This is a genomic window from Providencia sp. AGC89 (genome assembly GCF_053543535.1).
The window spans coordinates 128,818-150,442 of sequence record NZ_JBIXLP010000091.1 but is presented as its reverse complement, the minus strand read 5'-3'; the positions used below and the strand labels follow the sequence as shown (position 1 = coordinate 150,442).

The window sequence follows — 21,625 nt, the reverse complement described above, 5'->3', positions numbered from 1 at the left end:
CCCCCCCCCCCCCCCCCCCCCCCCCCCCCCCCCCCCCCCCCCCCCCCCCCCCCCCCCCCCCCCCCCCCCCCCCCCCCCCCCCCCCCCCCCCCCCCCCCCCCCCCCCCCCCCCCCCCCCCCCCCCCCCCCCCCCCCCCCCCCCCGAAGCTCTTTAGTTATTAATAAGTTGTTTTTTTTATCAAATATTTTGAATTGAAAAGGTTCACTCTCTGCAATAATTTTATGGGGTTTTACCAGTATCAAAGTATTACGGTCGGAAACTAGAGTTGGGTGTGTGTCTCCAGCAATTCTATTTTTGGCAGGGATTATACTGGCTTGAGCAAAAGTGACATTAGCCTTTAATTCCCCAATAAGGTCATTAGGAAATTGGTTTTTATTAAAATACTTCATTTTTGCATTAATGATATCGTTGAACCGTTGCTGGAATAATTGTACTTCTAGGTATTTATCACTTATTAATGGGTTAGTATTAGCTTCATGTATGATGTGCCATATATCTAATAAAATTCTGTTATCATTTTCAGGGTTAAGAGTGAAGGGATAGGTATTTTCAGCCTCGATTATTTCTGTTATTGATGGTAGTGCGCTCGTAGTAGGATTAAACATAAAATTCCTTTTTATATTTTGGGTATTTATCAATCAAGTAATTAATTAAAACTACTTGTCAATATTATATTAAATAAAGTGCAGCTAATAATCATGATTGACTAACAGTTAGTCTTAAACTTTAATTAATGGTAAGTTTGTATGATATTTCTAGCTGAGTATTGAATATGCAGAATCCATTGTTAAATAAGCCAAGGGTAGCTAAAGGTGATGTATTTTGAACGCGAATACATCACCATAGACAGCGTTCTATGGTAAATATAAACGGATTAAAAGGTTTATTACCATGAATAAAAAGCATTGGTCAAAATATGAATTACTGCATGAGGTTGTGCAAAACCCTAATATTCATATTAAAGGTAAGCATAGCTACTACAGTGATTGTTGGGATAATGGCTTTGAAAATTCGGTTGTTCGTTACCTTCAGGGGGATGAGCAAAGTCGAGATTGGCAGCTTGCGTGGGATGTAGACCAACTTTACATTGGGGACTATGTTTATATTGGCAGTGAAGCCGTGATTTTGATGGGTGGGAATCATACTCATCGAATGGATTGGTTTTGTTTATATCCTTTCCTTGAATATATTGAGGAAGCTTATATAGGAAAGGGGGATACGGTGATTGGTGACGGAGCATGGATTGGCATGCGAGCTTTTATCATGCCGGGTGTCAAAATTGGTGAGGGAGCCGTCATTGCGAGCAACAGTGTGGTTGTTAAAGATGTTGAGCCTTATAGCATTGTTGGGGGGAACCCTGCCAAGCCAGTTAAACACCGGTTTGCGCCTGAAGTGATTAGCGAACTCTTGGCGCTGAAAATCTATGATTGGCCAGAAGCAAAATTCTCCGCTTTAAAGCGCGTGATTTGTGGATCTGATTTTCAGGCACTAAAGCAAGCCAGTATTGAATACGACCGACAGCTTAATCAGTAATTGTCATTTAGGGTTATTCTATGGAATAACCCTTTTTACGATTAGATGGTTAGCTTTCCTCTATACGAATAAACTTTACTAAAGTGGGCTTGGCTATTCTTTGGTAATCTTCTGTATTTAAAATAATCGAGCGTTCTAATGTGCCTGCATTAAAGGCTAATTCCTCAAAACGTTCAAACAGCAGCGGGTCAGCAATGAGCTTTAAATTGGGATGAAAGCTAAAAGGGGGGATCGCACCGAATACACATTGCGTGAGTTCATCCACTTCTTTCGGGCTTGCTAAGGACGCACGAGTTCCACCAATTGCCAGTGCAATTTTGTTTAAATCGGCTTGTTTATCTGCTGGCAAAATCGCGAGTACATGCTGGCGGATACCATTACCTTTAACATGACATACCAATCCCTTTGCACCTTGTCCAAGTTGAGTGCCACGTATTTTTGCCACTTCTTCTGATTTCCCAGCGGTGGGGTGCTCCATCACACGATACTTTGCATTATTTTTATTAAGTAATTGCGTTAACTGCATAAAAATAGAATTTTCAGACACTGTTCTTCCCTTTAAACCACATCAATATCAGGGAATGATAGCAAGTTTACATGCAGATACAACCGCAAAACCAAGGGCTGTTAAAAATCAAAATATGCTAAATATTATAAATTGCATATCAGATGCGGTTTTAATCTGTTTTATTGGTTAGTTTATAGCCTTTTCTATTTCATATGCTATTTTGTTTTTTATTTCTATTAAAATCAAACCGTTATAGTTATGTTTTTTCATGAGTTAGTGAGAATACAAATTGTTAAGAATTGAGGTTGATCATTTACGCTGTATTTTATTATCGGTAATATAAAGTTTTATATAACGAAAAGATAATATGAACCGTAAATTTAACTTATCTGTAATATTGCCTCTTATTGCAGGGATAGCCCCATCTATTGTTGCTGCTCAAGTCTCTGAGCAACTAGCTAAACCTAAACAAGACCGTATGTTGGTGACAGCAGCGCCAAACGATGTCACGACAGAAGCGCAAGCCGGAGCCGGCTTTTTTACTTCACAAATTGATATTGGCCCATTAGGGAATTTGGAATGGATTGATACACCATACTCCACAACCACTATTAGCCGCGAAATAATCAATAACCAACAAGCTAAAAGTTTGAGTGAATTGTTGAAGTTTGCACCAAGTACACAAATGCAAGCCCGAGGGGGCATGGATGTCGGGCGTCCTCAAAGCAGAGGAATGCAGGGTAGTGTGGTGGCAAATAGTCGCCTTGATGATTTGTATATTATTTCGACCACAGCATTCCCTGTTGAAATGCTGGACAGGGTCGACATCATTAATAGTTTGACGGGGGCATTGTATGGCCCTGCAAGCCCAGCGGGGCAGTTTAATTTTACGGCCAAACGACCTGAGGATGTGCAACGCTTAACGTTAGGCTATCAAAGCCGTAATGCCTATAGTGGTCATGGGGACCTAGGAGGGTATTTTGATGAGAATAAGCGCTTTGGCTACCGTCTTAACTTACTGGATGAAGAAGGTACGGGCAGTGTAGATGATAGTACATTACGGCGTAAATTTGCCTCATTAGCACTGGATTGGAATATTCAGCCTGGTACGCAATTACAACTTAATGCGAGCCATTATAACTTTGTGCAAAAAGGGTATGTGGGGAGTTTCAGCTATGGTCCTAAGGTTAAGTTACCAAAAACACCAAATCCACAAGATAAAAACTTAGCACTACATACCGCAGGCAATGATTTAACTACTGATACAGTTAGTACTCGCTTACTTCATGATTTTAATGAAGATTGGTCATTGAAAGCTGGGGTAGGCTATCAACAAGCAGATAGAGCTATGCGGACGGTAACCAGTGCTATTCAAGATAATAATGGAACGATTTCCCGATCGTTGATGGATTCTCCTGCATCGGGGCGCTTTAGAGTGCTAAGTCACTCCGTAATGTTAAATGGCCATGTGGAGACAGGGCCAATCACTCATGATTTGTCGTTAGCGACGAATGGCTATGTGTGGTCGATTTATAGCTCAAAAGAAAATAGTACTCGATGCAATTTAGGTGATACCAATATGTACCATCCATCGCCAATGGAAGAGCCTTCTGATGGTAAGATCCATACGGGGGGCTCACGTTATAAATCGGCTGAAAATCGACAACAAAGTATCACAATTGGCGATACCATCACCTTTGACCCCCAATGGTCTGCAATGTTTTACCTCAGTCAAAGTTGGTTAGAAAGCCGTAGTTTTGATAAACAACACCATAAAACGAGTCAAACTCATCATCATGGTCTTAGCCCACAAGCGGCACTGATGTACAAAATTAGCCCACAAGTAATGACCTATATTAGCTATGCGGATTCACTGGAGGAAGGAGATACTGCTCCATTAGGACAAGGTATTAAAAATGAAGGGCATACTTTAGACCCTTACCGTAGTAAGCAATATGAGTTGGGAATTAAAGCCGATGTTGCCGACTTAAACCTAGGGGTTGCGTTGTTTCATTTAGAACGGCCATTTGCTTATGTGGATAGTAATGATCTCTTTCGTGAACAGGGAAAACAAGTAAATCGAGGGCTTGAGCTTAGCGCGACAGGCCATGTATGGCAGGGGTTAAATATCTATAGTGGTGTGATTTTTCTTGACCCTAAATTAACAGATACAGGGTTAATATCGACTAAAGACAAACGCGTCGTTGGGGTACCTAAAGTCCAAGCCAATATGCTCGTAGAGTATAGCTTACCATCGGTGCCTGAACTGGTTTATAGCGCTAATGTGCATTACAGCGGAAAACGTGCCGCTAATGATACAAATACGAGTTGGATAGATAGCTACACCACTTTAGACCTAGGGGCTCGTTACAGCACCAAAATAGGTCTTGTTCCTACCACTTTTAGGTTATCCGTTAATAATGTGACAGATAAGCGCTATTGGGCATCGATTTTCCCGGGGGGAAATAATGGCCAAGGCGGTGGTAATAGCGCATTTGTAGGTTCAGGCCGTGAAGTACGCGCAACCGCAACTTTTGATTTCTAATTAATCCTATAAAAATAAGGGGCACCCTTCTTTATTATTCAGCAAAGAAGGGTGACAAATATGAGAAAAGCTGATTTTTTACAAACGGTTATTTTGCTGGTAGGGCTGCTAACTTATGGTTTATCCCTAGCGAAAACAGATAACCCCGATCTACGGATTGCGACACCATGGCCGGCACAAAATACCATTATTATGATGTTGGGGTATGGTGAGCAGATTGTTGGTACATCGGTGATTGCGAAGAAAATTCCATTATTTCGCCAAATGTTACCTAACATTGATAATGTTCCAGTTATCAGCCTAAGTAACCAATTAAACCCAGAACAGATTATTTCATTACAAACACAATTATTGTTTGTTGCAAAAGGGATAGAAGTACCACAGAGAGACATTTTAGAAAGTGCGGGGGTGAAAGTTGTGGAGTACCCTGCCAATTCACTACAAGCTTTGCAGGAAAGAGTACAAGCAACGGCGGTTGAGCTAGGCCCGGATGCACAGCAAAAAGCGATAGAATATCAACGTTATTTTGACCGCAATATTACATTAGTCAGAGAACGCTTAGTCGGGTTACCCGAGGGAGAGAAGCGGACGGTGTACCATAGTATGGGGAGTGCGTTATTTACCTCTGGTCGTCCCTCATTAAACCAAGACTGGATGGATTTAGCTGGCGCAAAAAATGTCGCTGAAACATGGTTTTCCAATAAGAAAAATAATTCTGGTGAAGTTTTACTCGAAACTATTATTGCGGCGAACCCTGATGTAATAGTGGCAATGAATAAAGAAGATGCACAGATAATAAAATCATCAGCTCAGTGGAGTGCGCTTCGCGCAGTAAAGAACCAGCAAGTATATGTGAACCCAAAGGGTATGTTCTGGTGGTGCCGTGAGACGTCAGAAGAAGCATTACAATTTTTATGGTTGGCGCAAACACTTTACCCCGAACGCTTTGCGGATATTGACATGAAACAGGAAACCGCAGATTTTTACCTGAAATTCTTTGCAATTCGCCTCAGTGACCAGCAAATCGATAAAATTTTGAACCCTTAAAATTTAGCTGCCAGTAAAACTGGCAGCTATTGATTTATTGGTGACGTTCTTTTAAACGTTTAATAATAGTACTTAAATCAAGTTCTTGGTCTTGCAGTAGTACCATTAAGTGATACATCAAATCAGCGGCTTCGTTAGTTAATTCAGCGCGGTCATTGACGGTGGCTGCTAAGGCCGTTTCAACACCTTCTTCCCCAACTTTTTGGGCGATACGTTTAGTGCCACTTGCATATAAACGAGCGGTATAAGAGCTTTCAGGTGATGCCGTTTTTCGCTCTTTTAGCAAGGTTTCTAGCTCAAACAGAAAGCCCCAATCACTTTGTGCGGGAGCAAAGCAACTTTGAGTGCCTTTATGACATGTTGGGCCATCCGGTAAGGCGAGCGCCAATAAAGTATCGCTGTCACAATCAGGGTAAATATCAACTAAATTTAAAAAATTATTTGATGTTTCACCTTTGGTCCACAAACGTTGTTTAGTTCGAGAATAAAAAGTGACTTTACGGCTGTCTAAAGTGGTTTGTAATGCTTCAGGGTTCATATACCCAAGCATTAATACATCCCCTGATACGGCATGTTGCACGATCACAGGCATTAAATTATCGACTTTTTGCCATGCCAGTTGGCTACATTGTTCTGTGGTTAACATACTCTAATTTGAACTCCATTTTCGGCTAGGTACTGTTTTAACTCACCGATATTAATAATTTGTTTATGGAAAACCGAGGCGGCTAAAGCCCCATCAACATTGGCGTCAGCAAAGGCATCAAGAAAATGGACTTTTTCCCCCGCACCGCCTGATGCGATGAGTGGTACTTGGCACACATCACGGACTTTTTTCAGTTGAACAAGGTCATATCCTTGGCGGACGCCATCTTGGTTCATCATATTCAAAACGATTTCCCCTGCGCCACGTTGTTGCACTTCTTTGACCCAATCGAGGGTTTTCCAATGAGTTTGTGTTGTACGTTTTTCATCACCAGTAAATTGGTATACAAGGTATTCATTAGTACTGTCATCAAACCAAGTATCGATACCAACAACAATACATTGTACACCAAACCTATCTGCTAAGCGGCTGATTAAGGTTGGGTCAGATAACGCGGGGGAATTAATTGAAATTTTGTCTGCACCAAAAGACAGTATTTGAGCTGCATCTTCAACGCTTTTAATACCACCCGCTACACAAAATGGAATATCAATCACCTCAGCAACTTTAGCGACCCAGCTTTTATCCACAACGCGGCCATCCGACGAAGCTGTAATATCGTAGAATACCAGTTCATCAGCGCCTTCTTGTGCGTAGCGTTGCGCTAAAGGAACGATATCACCGATGATTTCGTGATTACGAAACTGCACCCCTTTAACGACTTGACCATCACGGACGTCCAAACACGGAATTATGCGTTTTGCCAACATTCGATTGCCTCCGTAACGGTAAATTTGCCTTCCAATAATGCACGACCAACAATAACCCCGGCGGCACCAGATGCTGGAATAGCCGCAATATCGTCTAAATTACCAATTCCTCCAGATGCTTGAAAGGCAATATCAGGGAATTTTTGGCTGATTTCTTGGTATAAATTCACATTAGAGCCGGTTAACGTGCCATCTTTAGAGATATCGGTGCAGAGCACATGTTTTAAACCATAAGGTTGATAGATTTCAATGGCTTGTTCTAATGTTAAATTTGAGTTTTCTTGCCAACCGCTGATAGCAATTTCTTTTACACCTTCGGCGTTAATGCGTACATCTAGAGCCAGTACAATGGCTTCTCCACCATAGGTTTCAAACCAAGTTTTTACGAGTTCAGGTTTTGTTACGGCAGTTGAGCCGATCACCACGCGAGTCGCACCGGCCTCTAGCAATGCTTTAACATCGTCTTCGCTACGAATACCGCCACCAACTTGCACCGGCACACTAACGCCAGCTAATAATTTTTTAAGAAGTGGAATTTGGCGTTTTTGCGGGTCTTTAGCCCCCGTTAAATCCACAAGGTGTAAGAGTTTTGCGCCTTCTTTTTCATACTGTTGCAAGCGTGGCAGAGGGTCATTACCGTAATCTGTTTGCTTAGCGTAATCCCCTTGGTGTAACCGTACTACCGTGCCATCGATTAAATCTAATGCAGGAATGATCATGGTAATTACATCTCCAAAAAATTCTGAATCAAGCGAGAACCCGCAGCCCCAGAGCGCTCTGGGTGAAATTGTACGCCATAGAAATTATCGCGATTGATAGCACTGCTAAATAAATTTCCATATTGTGTTTGCGCAATGGTATTCGCTGAAATAGGCATAGCATAGCCGTGTACAAAATAAAAATAAGCATCATCGGCAATGCCTTTAAATAACGGGTTTCCAGCAAGTGCTTTGACTTGGTTCCAACCACTATGGGGAACAGGTAAACCGTTAGCATCCATTTTTTGTACTGGGCTATCAATCAGCCCCAGTAATGGGATATTTGTTTGCCCTTCTTCGCTAAAGGAGCCAAGCAATTGCATCCCTAAACAGATACCTAATACAGGTTGAGTTAGCGCCTTAATTAATGGGACTAATTCACGCTCAATGAGCTTTTCCATTGCGGCACTAGCGGTACCGACACCGGGTAGAAACACCTTGTCTGCCTGTAAAATAGTATTGGTTTCTCGGCTGATCACCGGGTCATAGCCTAAACGTTTTACTGCATAAGCGACAGACGCCAAATTAGCACAGCCAGTATCAAGGATGACGACGTTCATCACAAAACCCCTTTTGAGCTTGGGAGGGTATCCCCTTCAACGCGGATCGCTTGGCGCAGTGTCCGACCAAAGACTTTAAATAAGCTTTCTGCTTTGTGGTGATCGTTTTTTCCTTTTGTTTTTAGGTGTAATGTGCAGCCCATTGCATAGGAAAGTGAGCTAAAAAAGTGCTCAATCATTTCTGTACTTAAATCACCTACGCGTTGGTATTTAAATTCTGCTTTATATTCAAGGTGAGGGCGACCTGAAATATCCAGTGCGCAGCGTGCTTGGCATTCATCCATTGGGAGCACGAAACCAAAGCGTGCGATGCCTCGTTTATCACCTAAAGCAATTCTGAGAGCTTCACCTAATGCAAGCCCTGTGTCTTCAACTGTGTGGTGGTCATCAATAAATAAGTCACCATTGACCTCGATATTTAAACGGAAGCCGCCATGGGTCGCTATTTGGTCTAACATGTGGTCGAAGAAGCCAACCCCAGTGTTGATTTTACTGCCACCTTCTTGGTCTAACCAAACTTCTACTTGTATATTCGTTTCTTTGGTAACGCGTTCTACTCGTGCATGGCGATTACGTTTAGTGAGTTGTGCTGTGATCGCTTCCCAATCAAGCTCAGTTGCATTATAACGTAAGCCTTTGATCCCCATATTATCAGCAAGCTGAATATCGGTTTCGCGGTCACCAATCACATAGCTGTTTTCGCTATCTAATACATTGCTATCTAAATAGCGTTCTACCAATTGAAGTTTAGGTTTACGGCAAGGGCAGTTATCTTCAGGCTTATGAGGGCAAATTAGAACTTCGTCAAACGTGATGCCTTGAGAAGTGAAAATTTGCATCATTAAATTATGGGGTGGTTCAAAGTCAGCAGTTGGGAAGCTATCGGTGCCTAAGCCATCTTGGTTGGTTATCATCACTAAGCGGTAATTGGCTTTTTGCAGAGCAAGTAAGCTAGGAATGACCGCTTTTTCAAAGGCGAGTTTGTTTAAGCTGTCGACTTGAAAATCCGTCGGTGGCTCAGTAATTAAGGTACCATCACGGTCGATAAAAAGAATTTTCTGGCTCATGAGTCATTCCTAATTAGCAAAGTGCTGCAATAGCTTCAATAACACGGGTATTTTCAATTTCTGTCCCGATAGTAATGCGTAAACAGTTTTCAAGACCAGGTTGTTTACTTTGGTCACGTAAAATAATGCCTTGATCCCACAGGGCTTTAAACACTTTATTGCCATCTTTAAAGCGCACTAAAATATAGTTAGTTTCACTCGGATAAACATGTTCAACCACCGATAAGTCACGCAGGGCTTCACTGAGGGCGATGCGGTTTTCTGTTACGGTTTTTACGCGGTTTCTCATGGTGGTTATGCCTTGTTCATCTAAGGCTTGAGCCGCAATCATGGCAACCGGTGTTGATAATGGATAAGGCGCAATCACTTTTAATAGCACTTCAATAACTTCAGGTGAAGCAAGGGTAAAACCACAACGTAACCCAGCGAGAGCGAAAGCTTTTGATAAGGTTCTTAAAATAACTAAATTTGGGTATTCTGCTAACCAAGTAGTCACGCTATATTGCGGGCAAAATTCAATATAGGCTTCATCAACTACCACCAATGCACGGCCCGCTGCCATATCTAACACTTCACGTAAATCTTTATTATCGATGATATTGCCCGTTGGGTTATTTGGGCTACAAATATAAATCAGTTTGGTATTAGATAAGTTTTCACGGATTGCATTAACGTTTAATGCCCAGTCTGGCAACGCCATGATTTTCTTTTGTTCAACACCAAAGGTTTCTGCACTGACGCTGTACATGCCATAGGTTGGCGGGCAAAACATCACCGCATCTTTTCCCGGCTCACAAAATGCGCGGATCAACAACTCAATGGACTCATCGGCTCCACGGCAAACCAACACCTGTTCTGGTGTAATTTGCGTATAAGCCGCATAGTTATTGATTACGGCAACCGGTTGGCATTCAGGGTAACGGTTAAGGTTATGTTCACTGAATTGATAATCAGGGGCAATGGGGTATTCGTTGGCATTGAGCCAGACATCACCATTTCCACCTAAGCGCCGTGCAGACATATAAGGGGTCATGGTTTTAACATTTTCACGTGCAAGACTGGCGGCATTAAATTTTTGGCTCATGACTTACTCCTGATTTTGTTTTTTTAGTTCGTTAACGCGTAAGGTAACGGCATTTTTGTGAGCGGTGAGTTGCTCTGCTTGAGCTAAAGTTTCGATGGTGTTGGCTAGCCCTAATAGGCCTTGTTTAGACAACTTTTGTACGGTCATGCGTTTCATAAAATCAGCAAGGCCAAGGCTTGAATAAGTCGAGGTATAGCCATAGGTCGGTAAAACGTGGTTAGTCCCTGATGCGTAATCCCCCGCAGACTCCGGTGACCAGTCACCAACGAATACTGACCCTGCACTAGTGATAGCGTCGACTAGGTTATCAGCATCGCGGGTTTGTAATATTAAATGCTCAGGGCCATAGCGATTGCTAATTTCAACGCATTGTTCGATCGAATCAGCGATGATCACACGGCTGGCACTCAGTGCTTCCCTTGCAATTTCTGCACGAGAAAGTTGCGCTAATTGTTTTTCTGTTTCCTCAATCACGCGCTGGGCAAAGTTTTCATCGTTAGTTAATAAAATGACTTGTGAATCAGGGCCGTGTTCCGCTTGTGATAGTAAATCAGATGCGGTGAACGCTGGGTTTGCTCCGCTATCCGCAATCACTAATACTTCAGAAGGGCCCGCTGGCATATCAATGGCAGCACCATCATGGCTTTGGCTGACTTGGCGTTTTGCCTCTGTGACATAGGCATTACCGGGGCCAAAAATTTTATCCACTGTAGGAATGCTTTGGGTGCCAAATGCCATGGCGGCAATCGCTTGTGCGCCACCTACTTGGAAAATATCGCTAATACCACACAGCTTGGCTGCATACAGAATTTCATCAGCAATTGGTGGAGGAGAGCACAGGATAATTTTCCGACAACCCGCAATATTGGCTGGTGTTCCCAACATCATAACCGTTGACAGTAATGGCGCGGAACCACCCGGAATATACAAGCCAACCGCATCAATTGGGCGCGTGATTTGCTGGCAAACAACACCAGCTTGGGTTTCTACCGTTATTGGTACAGGCTTTTGCGCCTCATGAAAACGACGGATATTGCCAATTGCCGTTTTCATTGCAGTTTTAATTTCATCACCAAGACGAGCTTCAGCTTCATCTACCGTATTCGCTGCAATACGCACGGTGTCGATTTCGGTTTTATCGAAACGACGGCTTAAGGTTTGAAGGGCAAGGTCACCTTCACGACGGACTTGGTCGATAATGTCACTGACCGCGCTAGTAATGCTGCCAGAGGCAGCAATAGCAGGGCGCATCAGCAATGCACTTTGTTGTTGGTCGTTACAATCTGCCCAGCGAATTGGCTGGTTGAATCCCATTTCCATGACGATTTACTCCATCATTTTTTCGATTGGCAGAACAAGAATTGAACTTGCGCCTAATGCTTTCAGTTTTTCCATGGTTTCCCAGAACAAAGTTTCGGAGCTAACCATGTGCATTGCTACACGGCTTTGTTCACCCGCTAGAGGTAAAATAGTTGGGCGCTCAGCACCAGGCAGTAGTGCAATAATTTCTTCCAGTGTTTCACTTGGCGCGTGTAACATGATGTATTTAGATTCGCGAGCTTGGATAACGCCTTGAATTCGGGTCATCATGCGGTCAATGAGTTGCTGTTTATCTGCCGACATTTCACCATCGCGTTGGATTAAACAGGCTTTTGAACGGTAAATGACTTCCACTTCTTTCAGCCCGTTTGCCTCTAATGTCGCCCCTGTTGAGACTAAGTCACAAATCGCGTCTGATAGGCCTGCACGTGGTGCAACTTCAACTGAGCCATTAAGTAAGCATGATTTAAATTGAATGCCTTTTTGGTCGAAATAACGTTTTAATAAGTGCGGGTAAGAAGTTGCAACGCGGGAACCATTTAAGCATTCTGCACCGGTATAGTTGAAATCTAATGGTGCAGCAAGTGATAGGCGGCAGCCGCCAAAATCAAGGCGACGTAGTGTTTTATATTGAGGGTCTTCACCTTGAGCACGGCGATTTAATAGCTCTTCTTCCAGAACGTTTTCACCAATGATACCGAGGTCAACAACGCCATCCATAACCAGCCCTGGAATATCATCATCGCGGACACGAAGTAAATCAATAGGCATATTTTCTGCATAAGCAATCAAACGTTGTTGTTGTAAATTAATTTTGATCCCACAGCGAGATAGTAATTCTCTTGATTCTTCACTCAGACGACCTGATTTTTGAATTGCAATACGTAAACGTGATTTATCCAACATAACCTTACCCCATATTCCTTTAATAAATTTTTGTTTTAAAATAAAAAAACCCTCGGAAGATAATCTTCCGAGGGTTTTCTCAATTCGCATTTCAGCCACCGGAAGATTCATTGATCGTCTTCCAGCACACATCGCCCGAAAGACTAATCAGGATGATGGTGATGATGATGGTTGCGTGAAATACGATTCATAATGTCTTCCGTTCTCTAATTTACGTGAATGACTAAACATTCACTGTGCTAACTAAATACTCATTGGTATTCAACCTATCCGATTTCCCCCTATGAATGCAACCTTTTTTTAAAAAATAACCAATAATAATTAGTTGAGTAGGATTTATAGTGATAAATCCCTCAAAAAATGTATTCGGAAGTTTTAAGGTTTTCAGATAACCTAGAGTGAATTTCAGTGAATGAGTCAATGGAGGATCGATTGTATGAAAAAAGTGACCATCGTTGGGCTAGGTTGGGTTGGGTTACCATTGGCTCAGGCTTTATTAGCAAAGGGTATTCAAGTTGTCGGAACTAAGACGACACCTGATGGCATAGAGGCCGCCCGTGCTGTGGGCATAGAATGCTATGCATTAAAGCTAACCCCTGAAATTGAGTGTGACAGTGAAGATTTAACTCAGCTTATGGTGGAGAGCGATGCCTTGGTCATTTTGCTCCCGCCTTCAAAAGTGAATGTGGACCAATACGTTGAAGCGATTGAAACTTTAGTTAATTGTGCAGTCACTTTTCGAGTGCCAAAAGTGATTTTTACCTCTTCTACCTCGGTATATGGGGAGCAAGATGGTGAAATCACGGAAAAAGCGAATCTTAATGGGTCAACAACCTCAGCGACGGCACTCATAAGGGCTGAACGCTGGTTACACCAATTGCCGAACATTTCAGTGGATATTTTACGACTCGCCGGTTTAGTGGGAGAGAAACGCCATGCGGGCCGGTTTTTAGCGGGTAAAACAGGGGTTAAAGGGGCTAACCTACCGGTGAATATGGTGCATCAAGATGATGTTATCACGGCAATTTTACTATTGCTTCAGCAGCCTGATGGCGGCCATATTTTTAACTTGTGTGCACCAACGCACCCCACACGCGCGGAATTCTATACCAAGGCGGCTAAATCGATTGGCTTAGTACCACCTGAATTTATTGATGAAATAAATGAGTCAGGAGGTAAAGTAATTAATGGTAATAAGATTTGCCAAGAACTTGGGTTTGAATATCAATATCCAAACCCTGACTTGATGAATATGACGCTATAATCACTTAATTGGGATCATAACAATTTTTTTGAATGCAGGGCGTGTGGTTAATTGCTGATACCAACGCTCTAAATTTTTGAATTCAGGGCGGTCGGTAACGATTTCATGCCATGGATAAAATAGCGGTGCGATAGCAATATCAGCAATGCCAAATTTGTCGCCACTGAAGTAAGCTTGGTTTGCTAATGCATCGTCGGCAATTTGCAATAATTTATTAATGTTGCCATAAATTACCTTAGCGAGTTCTGGGTCCCTTTCTGCTTGTGGGACACGGACAATTTTGTTCATCATCTGCTTGATGTGTTCAAACAGATTGGCACTACTCCAATCCATCCATTTATCCGCTGCGGCTTTCTCTTGCAGGTCTTTAGCGATCAATAAGTGAGAGTGATCAAACTTTTCCGTAAGGTAACGTAAAATTGCATTTGATTCCCACAGTGCAAAGTCATCATCCTGTAGAGTTGGAATTGTACTGTTTGGATTCATTTTTTTATATTCAGGTGTATCTAACCCACCAAATGGGCCACCCACATCTTTTTGATTATAAGCGACATTTAATTCTTCTAAGCACCAAAGTACCTTTTTAACGTTGGAAGAGTTGACGCGTCCCCAGACAGTTAACATTGCAGCCTCCTAAATTGATTTTTTTGTCATCAGCCATGGTTAAGATAGATTAAATTCACTCGTAGGCAAATCTTTATTTCCTATAGGTGGTCTCAGTGAAAATAAAGTCTTATATTAGGCTTGGTTAGATTGAGTTATCGCATTTGATCACAGCGGTGGTTTCATCGTTTAGTGATGTTGAGCAAGATGATATTTATTTTAAATGTTTTATGAATAAGTGAAGGAATAACCGATGAGTAAAAAAATGTTGTCCCTAAAAACCCGACAAGTCGGGGTTGGGTTGAGTCTATTGATTGCCGTAAGTGGGAGTACGTATGCGGCTCAGACCCCGGTTGCTCCTCAAGTTGATGCAAAAGCATTCGTTCTAATGGATTATAAAAGTGGCAAAATCCTAGCGTCTGCAAACCCTGACGAGCGTTTAGACCCTGCAAGCTTGACTAAAATTATGACCAGTTATGTGGTAGGTCAGGCAGTTAAATCAGGGAAAATTACGCCGCAGGATATGGTAACAGTGGGGGAAGACGCATGGGCGACAGGAAACCCGGTATTAAAAGGCTCTTCACTCATGTTTTTGAAGCCGAAAGACCGTGTTTCAGTATTGGATTTAAACAAAGGAATTGTTATCCAGTCAGGGAATGATGCCAGTATCGCTTTAGCTGATTATGTTGCGGGGAGCCAGGATTCATTTGTCAGTTTAATGAACCATTATGTGCAACAAATAGGCTTAAAGAATACACACTTTAAAACAGTTCATGGCCTAGATTCTGAAGGGCAATTTAGTACAGCACGCGATATGGCTATTTTAACACAAGCGATGATCCGTGATGTCCCCGATGAATATGTATTGCATAAAGAGAAAGAATTTACCTTTAATAAAATTCGCCAACCTAACCGTAACCGTTTGTTGTGGAACCAAAATTTAAAAGTTGATGGCGTAAAAACAGGGCACACTAGTGGCGCAGGGCATAATTTAGTGGCATCAGCCACGGAAGGTGATATGCGCTTAATTTCTGTTGTGTTAGGGGCGCCAAGTGACCGAGTGCGTTTTTCAGAAAGTGAGAAGTTACTGACTTGGGGTTTTCGCTTTTTTGAAACGGTGACACCAATAAAAGCAGACACCACATTGAAGAAACAACGGGTTTGGTTTGGGGATACCTCGGAGGTTTCACTCGGTGTTGCTGATGATGTTTCTATCACAATCCCTAAAGGGCAGCTACAAAATTTAAAAGTAGATATTCAGCTTACAAATGATTCCCTTGAAGCACCTTTAGCGAAAAACCAAGCGGTAGGGACGATTAACTTTATTCTGAATGGTGAAGTCGTTGAGCAACATCCTTTAGTGGCAAAATCTGCTGTTGAGGAAGCCGGGTTCTTTGGTCGTATTTGGGACTATATCATGAAAACCATCAGCGGCTGGTGGAGTGCAATCTTTGGGTAAGTGATTATCTTTAGCTAAAACTAGCCCTAACCGCCCCACTATGGGGGATTAGGGCTAGATAGTGTATACAAGTATTTATTCGCAGTGTGCCAGTTTAATGGCTAGCCCGCCTTGGGAGGTTTCACGGTATTTTGCGTTAATGTCTTTGCCTGTTTCATACATCGTTTCAATAACTTTATCAAGGCAAACACGCGGGTCACTGACTCGCCGTAATGCCATACGCGCCGCATTAACTGCTTTCACCGACGCGATTGCATTTCGTTCAATACAAGGGACCTGAACTTGCCCGCCAACGGGGTCACAAGTTAACCCTAAATTATGTTCCATCGCAATTTCCGCGGCGATACACACTTGCTCAGGGCTACCGCCCATTAACTCTGCGAGACCTGCAGCCGCCATTGAACAAGCAACACCAACTTCCCCTTGGCAACCAACTTCAGCACCTGAAATCGATGCGTTCATTTTATATAGAGCACCGATAACCCCTGAGACTAAAAAATACCGAGTGTAGGAGTTCTCATTCACAGGGCGAATGAATTTATCATAATAGGCTAACACGGCGGGGACTATGCCACAGGCGCCGTTAGTTGGAGCTGTTACAACGCGGCCACCGGCAGCGTTTTCTTCATTGACGGCAAGAGCAAACATGTTGATCCAATCAATGACCGCCATAGGGTCTGTGTTTGTGCTATCGGTTGTGACAAGTTGGCGGCGTAGTGCTGCGGCACGGCGAGGGACACGTAATGGACCGGGTAATAAACCCTCCGTTGTCACGCCGCGTTCAATACCGGCTTTCATTACATCCCAAACGGAGGATAAATAATGTTGAATTTCATCTTTACTGCGTAAAGCTAATTCATTTTGCATTACCAGTGCAGAAAGGGATAAACCTGTTTCCTTACAATGCTTTTGTAAATCTGCCGCATATTTAAACGGATAAGGGACTTGAACTGCATTTTCATTCTCTTGGCCGAAATGCTCTTCATCAACGATAAAGCCACCACCAATGGAATAGTAATTTTTAGTGTATAGAATTTCGTTACCTGCAAATGCCGTGATAGTCATTCCATTTTCATGGAGCGGCAAGTTGGTATGATGAAAGTTCATCCCACCTTCGGTCGGAAAATCGACCTCATGTTGCCCTTGGGCTAAAAGAAGTTTACCTGTGTGCTCGACATTACGCATAAACGCAGGAATAGCGTCAATATCAATAGTATCGGGTAAGTTACCCGCAAGCCCCATAATGATTGCCATATCTGTGGCGTGGCCTTTACCTGTCAGGGAAAGCGAGCCGTATACATCAACCGCAATACGTGTAGTGGTGGTAAGTAAGTTTTGTTGAATAAGGTCATCAACAAATTGTTTGCCCGCTTTCATTGGGCCGACAGTGTGGGAACTTGAAGGGCCGATGCCTATTTTGAAGATATCAAATACACTAATCATATTCAGTGCTTCCTTTTGTAGAAAGTCATTGAAATCAGGTCGCTATTTTCATAATAACGACCTGGTAGCTTCAATTAGAAGAATAACTTATATATTGCCGCAGAGATAGCGACTAGACCCATAATTACGATAAATACATTACTGATTTTATCGGCATATTTGCGCATTGCAGGCACTTTGTTGATGGCATACATTGGCATCAGGAACAATAAGATGGCGATAACAGGCCCACCGAGGCTTTCGATGATATCCAGTACGCCAGGGTTTAATGTTGCAACTATCCATGTAGTGACTAGCATGAAGATTGCGGTACCACGGTTTAGCTTACGAACATCAACGGTTTTACCCTTTGCACGATAAGCACGTTCAACTAGGCCATTGAAACCTTCACGAGCACCTAGATAGTGCCCTAGGAAAGATTTAATAATTGCGATGAATGCAATAATTGCAGCTGCGTATTTGATGAATGGTTGATCGAAGTAGCCAGATAAATAGTCAAGAATACTGATATTTTGTGCTTTCGCCTGTGCTAGGTCTGCTGAAGATAAAGTAAACACACAACTAATGACGAAGAACATGACAGTCAAAACCATCAAAACATGTGCAGAAGCAAGAATACGTGAACATTTTTTTTCCGCTGCATCGCCATATTCTTCGCGTTTTGCGACAGAGAAAGCCGAGATGATAGGAGAATGGTTAAATGCAAACACCATCACTGGGATTGTTAACCAAATAGTGATCCAAATACTTTGCCCACCTGTATTTTTAGTGGCTTCAGTGATGCCTTCAAAGGTTAATGTATTCAGTACATCCCCACTCCAATGAGGGATCATATACAAAGAAAAGGCAACTAATACAGCGATAAATGGGAAAACCAGCATACTCATGACTTTGACTATGTATTTTTCACCAAAAGCAACAATCGCCATTACACCACCAACAAGGATCAAGGCAAGTAACCAGCGAGGTGGCGCGCCAACACCTAATAATTCGGTTAGGAATTTATTCACGTTATTGGTGATAGATACACCATAAACCAGCAAAATAGGGTAGATCGCGAAGAAATAAAGTAGGGTGATCCAGTTGCCTGCTGTACGACCAAAGTGTTCTTCTACAACACCAGTAATATCTGTGTCAGGTTTCGAACCAGAAAGAACGAACCGAGTTAAACCGCGATGAGCAAAGAACGTCATAGGGAAGGCTAAAACTAGCATCAATAAAACAGGTAATAAGCCGCTCATACCTGCGTTGATTGGCAAAAACAGTACTCCAGCACCGATAGCTGTACCATATAAACCCAGCATCCATACTGTGTCAGTTTTGCGCCAAGCATTACTGTTTACTGTTTGCGAGGCTGTTTTGTCGATGGAACCAACTTTTGTTGCATCCATAATAGTCTCCGAAAATAAAAGTCAAAAAAATCATTTAAGCGTAACGTTCAAATGCGTTACGACGTTTTAATCTTTTGGTACGAACAATTACTAAATAACAATCGTTTTCTTTTACGTAACAATCTGATTAGAAATAAAACTAAAAGTAATACTAATTTTATCTTCAATCAGTTTTGTAAATTTATCAGTAAATTTTAAAAATGGTTTTTGAGTGTGTGAATCTATAGTTTAACAGAATAAAGTACCGTGATCATTCTCTCAAAAGAGAAATATCCACCAAGTTTGCAAGGAATTATTATATTTTATAAAATTGTTAATAAAATTTGCGTTAGGTTTATTTTTTAAAACGTTTATATATTGATTTAATGAATTCTAAATAAGCTAAATACAAACAGAATTAAATTCTGCTGGAAAAACATTATTATATTAATAATCAGCATTAAACTGATTGAAATATAATCCACGCTAATCTAAGTATGAAGTTTTACTCTAATGCTAGGGCAATAAATTAGACTTTTGTCTTATGTAATATGTTGTTATTTAACATTATATTTTTATTTCTTGGAATGGTTTAGTGAGTGATTAACCAGAGGGTAATTTGTTGGGGATAAAATCATATATTAATTATTTATAGATATTTTCATGTCATTTTTTGTGACTTTTTTTGCGTCGAAAAAAATAATTAAAAAGCGTAACAAAATATTTGTTAATTAATTGTTTTAATAATTATGTTTAATACTTAAAAATAATTTTAAAGAAGAGGAAGAAAATAAGCAGAAACTTTGATTTAGCTCAATTTCTAAAATGAATAAAAGTACTGGTATTAATTAACACCAGTACTTTTTAATGACTATGGTTGGAACCAACCTTTGCGAATAAGAGAACCAAAAATTAAACTATAAAGCCGGGTTATAGGTTCTTGGATTTTATTTGCACCAATAGACCAGATAACCTGTGCAATTCCGCAGGCAACAATTGCTAATATAAAGGCACCTGCCATATCTAAAGGCCAATGGACACCTAGGTAAATGCGTGACCACGCAATCACGATAGCCGGTATCATCATCACTAACCCCACCCAAGTTCTTAGCCAGAAAAGGAAGGCAAAGGCGAAAGTAAAGACAATGGTGCCATGGTTGCTTGGAAATGATGGTGTGGCTTCATGATCTGAGAAGTTTGTTCCAATTCCCATGACAAATGGGCGATCGTGTGGGGCAATATAGCCAATTAACCAAGAAATGGCTAAACCTACAACAATAGCAATCGCTGCTTTGCATGCAAAAGCACGTTGGCGGGTCATATTTGGCTGGGCACCCCAGAACCAACAGGCAACAGTAAAAAGTGGAAAAATAAGGATTAAGCGCTTGGCAATAACATTGGCTAGCGCAATGGTTCCACTCGCGGTCTCTGGTGTGGCATTGATCAAATTGAAAAGATCAAGATTCAGTTGTTCCAGCACAGTTCAGTACCTCGGACAGTTAGTAAATAAGACAGAGCAAACATGTAAGAGGGAGAGATTAAAGTTTCCGACTTAGCAGGTAAAGTCCCTTTGTCTTATTATTGAAAGCGTTGTGCGACAAATTTACTTGCGGTTAAACAATTACTCAATGATTATTTAACGCGGTAAAGTGTTTTCGCGTCGTTGAGGAAGGGGAAAAATCGTGTGGTGGCAAAAAGAAATACAGCTCAATGCAAAACAAAGGGGATTCCATTTAGTCACAGAGGAGATCCTTCAGCAATTGCCTGAACTAAGTTCAATCGATATTGGTTTAGTGAATATTTTTATTCAGCATACATCTGCCTCTTTGACAGTCAATGAGAATGCAGATTATACCGTTAGAGAAGATTTTGAGCGTTTCTTTAATAAAGCAGTGCCGGAAAATGAACCTTATTTTAAGCATACTTATGAAGGAAGTGATGATATGCCTGCGCACCTTAAAAGTAGTTTATTAGGAGCTAGTTTGACTATCCCTGTGACAAAAGGGCGCTTAAATCTTGGAACATGGCAGGGGATCTACTTGTGTGAACATCGTAATTACGGCGGAAAACGCAGGTTAATTATTACATTACAAGGGGAACTTGCTGATTAGAAACAAAAAACCCGATAGCATGAAAACATAGAGTTGGCTATCGGGCTCCTCAATATGGGGACATCAAAGAAAAGCAGTGGCATAAATTAAGACCCCATCTAAAAAAGAAAGTTCTCAGGCAGATGAAAAAAAATGCACTTTTTTATGAAATTTAAATGAAATAGCACAAAAAGAACAAGCAAAGTGTGAGTACTTGTCAATAAGTGAACCACTTTGCTTGTTGAGTAGAGAAATCTGAGGGGCTAATTATTTGTATAGATCCAAATTTTCTTTTGCATAAGCTTCAAAATCAGTGCAACCGCCGATATGAGTTTCATCAATAAAAATTTGTGGCACAGTTTCAACAGGTTTACCGACAGTTTTAGACAGATCTTCTTTAGAAATGCCTTCAGCTTGGATATCGACATAACGGTAGTCAAAATCGTCACGTTCATTTTTCAGTTTTTCAGCAAGTTCTTTCGCACGAACACAATAGGGGCAGCCAGGGCGACCAAAAATAACAGTATACATAGTATCTCCTTTTATCTTGAACTCGAATTTTAATCGTAATATTCAATACTATGCCTACATAAATTGTGAAATAAAAGTCGAATTTTCCTGTTATACCTATAGGTATGACATATAATCGAG

At 41.6% G+C, this 21,625-nt stretch carries 21 protein-coding genes and 1 other annotated feature; of the genes, 6 read left to right on the top strand and 15 right to left on the bottom strand.

What is annotated here, in order from left to right:
- Positions 1-606, bottom strand: a 606-nt coding sequence (locus ACIPUA_RS20505) for a hypothetical protein (protein WP_449060091.1), incomplete at its 3' end; no start/stop codon positions are given.
- A gap of 286 nt (positions 607-892) precedes the next feature.
- On the opposite strand from ACIPUA_RS20505, the gene ACIPUA_RS20500 reads away from it, so the two are divergent.
- Positions 893-1,534: a CatB-related O-acetyltransferase gene (locus ACIPUA_RS20500; protein WP_449060090.1), complete on the top strand. Its 642-nt coding sequence runs from the start codon at positions 893-895 to the stop codon at positions 1,532-1,534.
- Positions 1,535-1,583: 49 nt separating this feature from the next.
- Here the strand turns inward: ACIPUA_RS20500 and ACIPUA_RS20495 are convergent, their stop codons facing one another.
- Positions 1,584-2,060 (bottom strand): YbaK/prolyl-tRNA synthetase associated domain-containing protein, encoded by a 477-nt coding sequence (locus ACIPUA_RS20495; protein WP_042846643.1) that lies wholly within the window; start codon positions 2,058-2,060, stop codon positions 1,584-1,586.
- Between the two features lie 349 nt (positions 2,061-2,409).
- Between ACIPUA_RS20495 and ACIPUA_RS20490 the strand changes: the two genes are divergently transcribed.
- Together ACIPUA_RS20490 and ACIPUA_RS20485 are read left to right on the top strand one after the other, a co-directional pair.
- The gene (locus ACIPUA_RS20490) at positions 2,410-4,587 is read left to right on the top strand and encodes a TonB-dependent receptor (protein WP_449060089.1); all 2,178 of its coding nucleotides are present in this window, start codon (positions 2,410-2,412) and stop codon (positions 4,585-4,587) included.
- 60 nt (positions 4,588-4,647) lie between these two features.
- On the top strand, positions 4,648-5,634 hold the full coding sequence (locus ACIPUA_RS20485; protein ID WP_449060088.1) for an ABC transporter substrate-binding protein: 987 nt from the start codon (positions 4,648-4,650) through the stop codon (positions 5,632-5,634).
- Positions 5,635-5,668: 34 nt separating this feature from the next.
- Here ACIPUA_RS20485 and hisIE read toward each other — a convergent pair whose 3' ends face one another.
- From hisIE to hisG, 8 genes are read right to left on the bottom strand one after another with little or no spacing between them, the layout of a single operon-like run.
- Complete coding sequence (gene hisIE, locus ACIPUA_RS20480) at positions 5,669-6,280, bottom strand: bifunctional phosphoribosyl-AMP cyclohydrolase/phosphoribosyl-ATP diphosphatase HisIE (protein WP_042846547.1); 612 nt, start codon at positions 6,278-6,280, stop codon at positions 5,669-5,671.
- On the bottom strand, positions 6,274-7,050 hold the full coding sequence (hisF, locus tag ACIPUA_RS20475; protein ID WP_042846546.1) for an imidazole glycerol phosphate synthase subunit HisF: 777 nt from the start codon (positions 7,048-7,050) through the stop codon (positions 6,274-6,276). Before hisF ends, hisIE begins: the two co-directional genes overlap by 7 nt.
- On the bottom strand, positions 7,032-7,769 hold the full coding sequence (gene hisA, locus ACIPUA_RS20470; RefSeq protein ID WP_042846545.1) for a 1-(5-phosphoribosyl)-5-[(5-phosphoribosylamino)methylideneamino]imidazole-4-carboxamide isomerase: 738 nt from the start codon (positions 7,767-7,769) through the stop codon (positions 7,032-7,034). The genes hisF and hisA overlap by 19 nt, the downstream gene beginning before the upstream one ends.
- Positions 7,770-7,774: 5 nt before the next feature.
- Positions 7,775-8,368: an imidazole glycerol phosphate synthase subunit HisH gene (gene hisH, locus ACIPUA_RS20465; protein ID WP_042846544.1), complete on the bottom strand. Its 594-nt coding sequence runs from the start codon at positions 8,366-8,368 to the stop codon at positions 7,775-7,777.
- Positions 8,368-9,435 (bottom strand): bifunctional histidinol-phosphatase/imidazoleglycerol-phosphate dehydratase HisB, encoded by a 1,068-nt coding sequence (hisB, locus tag ACIPUA_RS20460; RefSeq protein ID WP_042846543.1) that lies wholly within the window; start codon positions 9,433-9,435, stop codon positions 8,368-8,370. Before hisB ends, hisH begins: the two co-directional genes overlap by 1 nt.
- Positions 9,436-9,448: 13 nt before the next feature.
- Positions 9,449-10,519 carry a histidinol-phosphate transaminase gene (gene hisC, locus ACIPUA_RS20455; protein WP_042846542.1) on the bottom strand — a complete coding sequence of 357 codons (1,071 nt, stop codon included), beginning with the start codon at positions 10,517-10,519 and terminating at the stop codon, positions 9,449-9,451.
- A 3-nt stretch (positions 10,520-10,522) separates the two neighbouring features.
- Positions 10,523-11,839 (bottom strand): histidinol dehydrogenase, encoded by a 1,317-nt coding sequence (gene hisD, locus ACIPUA_RS20450; RefSeq protein WP_042846541.1) that lies wholly within the window; start codon positions 11,837-11,839, stop codon positions 10,523-10,525.
- Positions 11,840-11,845: 6 nt separating this feature from the next.
- Complete coding sequence (gene hisG, locus ACIPUA_RS20445) at positions 11,846-12,745, bottom strand: ATP phosphoribosyltransferase (protein ID WP_042846642.1); 900 nt, start codon at positions 12,743-12,745, stop codon at positions 11,846-11,848.
- Positions 12,746-12,785: 40 nt separating this feature from the next.
- Positions 12,786-12,913: a sequence feature (His leader region), on the bottom strand.
- 268 nt (positions 12,914-13,181) lie between these two features.
- Between hisG and ACIPUA_RS20440 the strand changes: the two genes are divergently transcribed.
- Positions 13,182-14,009 carry an SDR family oxidoreductase gene (locus ACIPUA_RS20440; protein ID WP_042846540.1) on the top strand — a complete coding sequence of 276 codons (828 nt, stop codon included), beginning with the start codon at positions 13,182-13,184 and terminating at the stop codon, positions 14,007-14,009.
- Here ACIPUA_RS20440 and ACIPUA_RS20435 read toward each other — a convergent pair whose 3' ends face one another.
- Positions 14,010-14,633: a glutathione S-transferase family protein gene (locus ACIPUA_RS20435; RefSeq protein WP_042846539.1), complete on the bottom strand. Its 624-nt coding sequence runs from the start codon at positions 14,631-14,633 to the stop codon at positions 14,010-14,012. It lies immediately after the preceding gene.
- Between the two features lie 232 nt (positions 14,634-14,865).
- Between ACIPUA_RS20435 and ACIPUA_RS20430 the strand changes: the two genes are divergently transcribed.
- Complete coding sequence (locus ACIPUA_RS20430) at positions 14,866-16,071, top strand: serine hydrolase (RefSeq protein WP_042846538.1); 1,206 nt, start codon at positions 14,866-14,868, stop codon at positions 16,069-16,071.
- 75 nt (positions 16,072-16,146) lie between these two features.
- Here ACIPUA_RS20430 and ACIPUA_RS20425 read toward each other — a convergent pair whose 3' ends face one another.
- From ACIPUA_RS20425 to ybjG, 3 genes are all read right to left on the bottom strand, one after another.
- Positions 16,147-17,514, bottom strand: a complete 1,368-nt coding sequence (locus tag ACIPUA_RS20425) for an L-serine ammonia-lyase (protein WP_048606527.1) — start codon at positions 17,512-17,514, stop codon at positions 16,147-16,149.
- Between the two features lie 74 nt (positions 17,515-17,588).
- The gene (locus tag ACIPUA_RS20420; protein WP_042846536.1) at positions 17,589-18,905 is read right to left on the bottom strand and encodes a serine/threonine transporter; all 1,317 of its coding nucleotides are present in this window, start codon (positions 18,903-18,905) and stop codon (positions 17,589-17,591) included.
- Between the two features lie 850 nt (positions 18,906-19,755).
- A complete protein-coding gene (gene ybjG / locus ACIPUA_RS20415; RefSeq protein ID WP_042846534.1) occupies positions 19,756-20,364 on the bottom strand; it encodes an undecaprenyl-diphosphate phosphatase in 609 nt (202 codons plus the stop codon).
- 202 nt (positions 20,365-20,566) lie between these two features.
- On the opposite strand from ybjG, the gene ACIPUA_RS20410 reads away from it, so the two are divergent.
- On the top strand, positions 20,567-20,995 hold the full coding sequence (locus ACIPUA_RS20410) for a secondary thiamine-phosphate synthase enzyme YjbQ (RefSeq protein ID WP_042846533.1): 429 nt from the start codon (positions 20,567-20,569) through the stop codon (positions 20,993-20,995).
- Positions 20,996-21,241: 246 nt separating this feature from the next.
- On the opposite strand, the gene ACIPUA_RS20405 is transcribed toward ACIPUA_RS20410, so the two are convergent.
- Complete coding sequence (locus ACIPUA_RS20405; protein ID WP_042846532.1) at positions 21,242-21,505, bottom strand: GrxA family glutaredoxin; 264 nt, start codon at positions 21,503-21,505, stop codon at positions 21,242-21,244.
- Positions 21,506-21,625 lie beyond the last annotated feature (120 nt).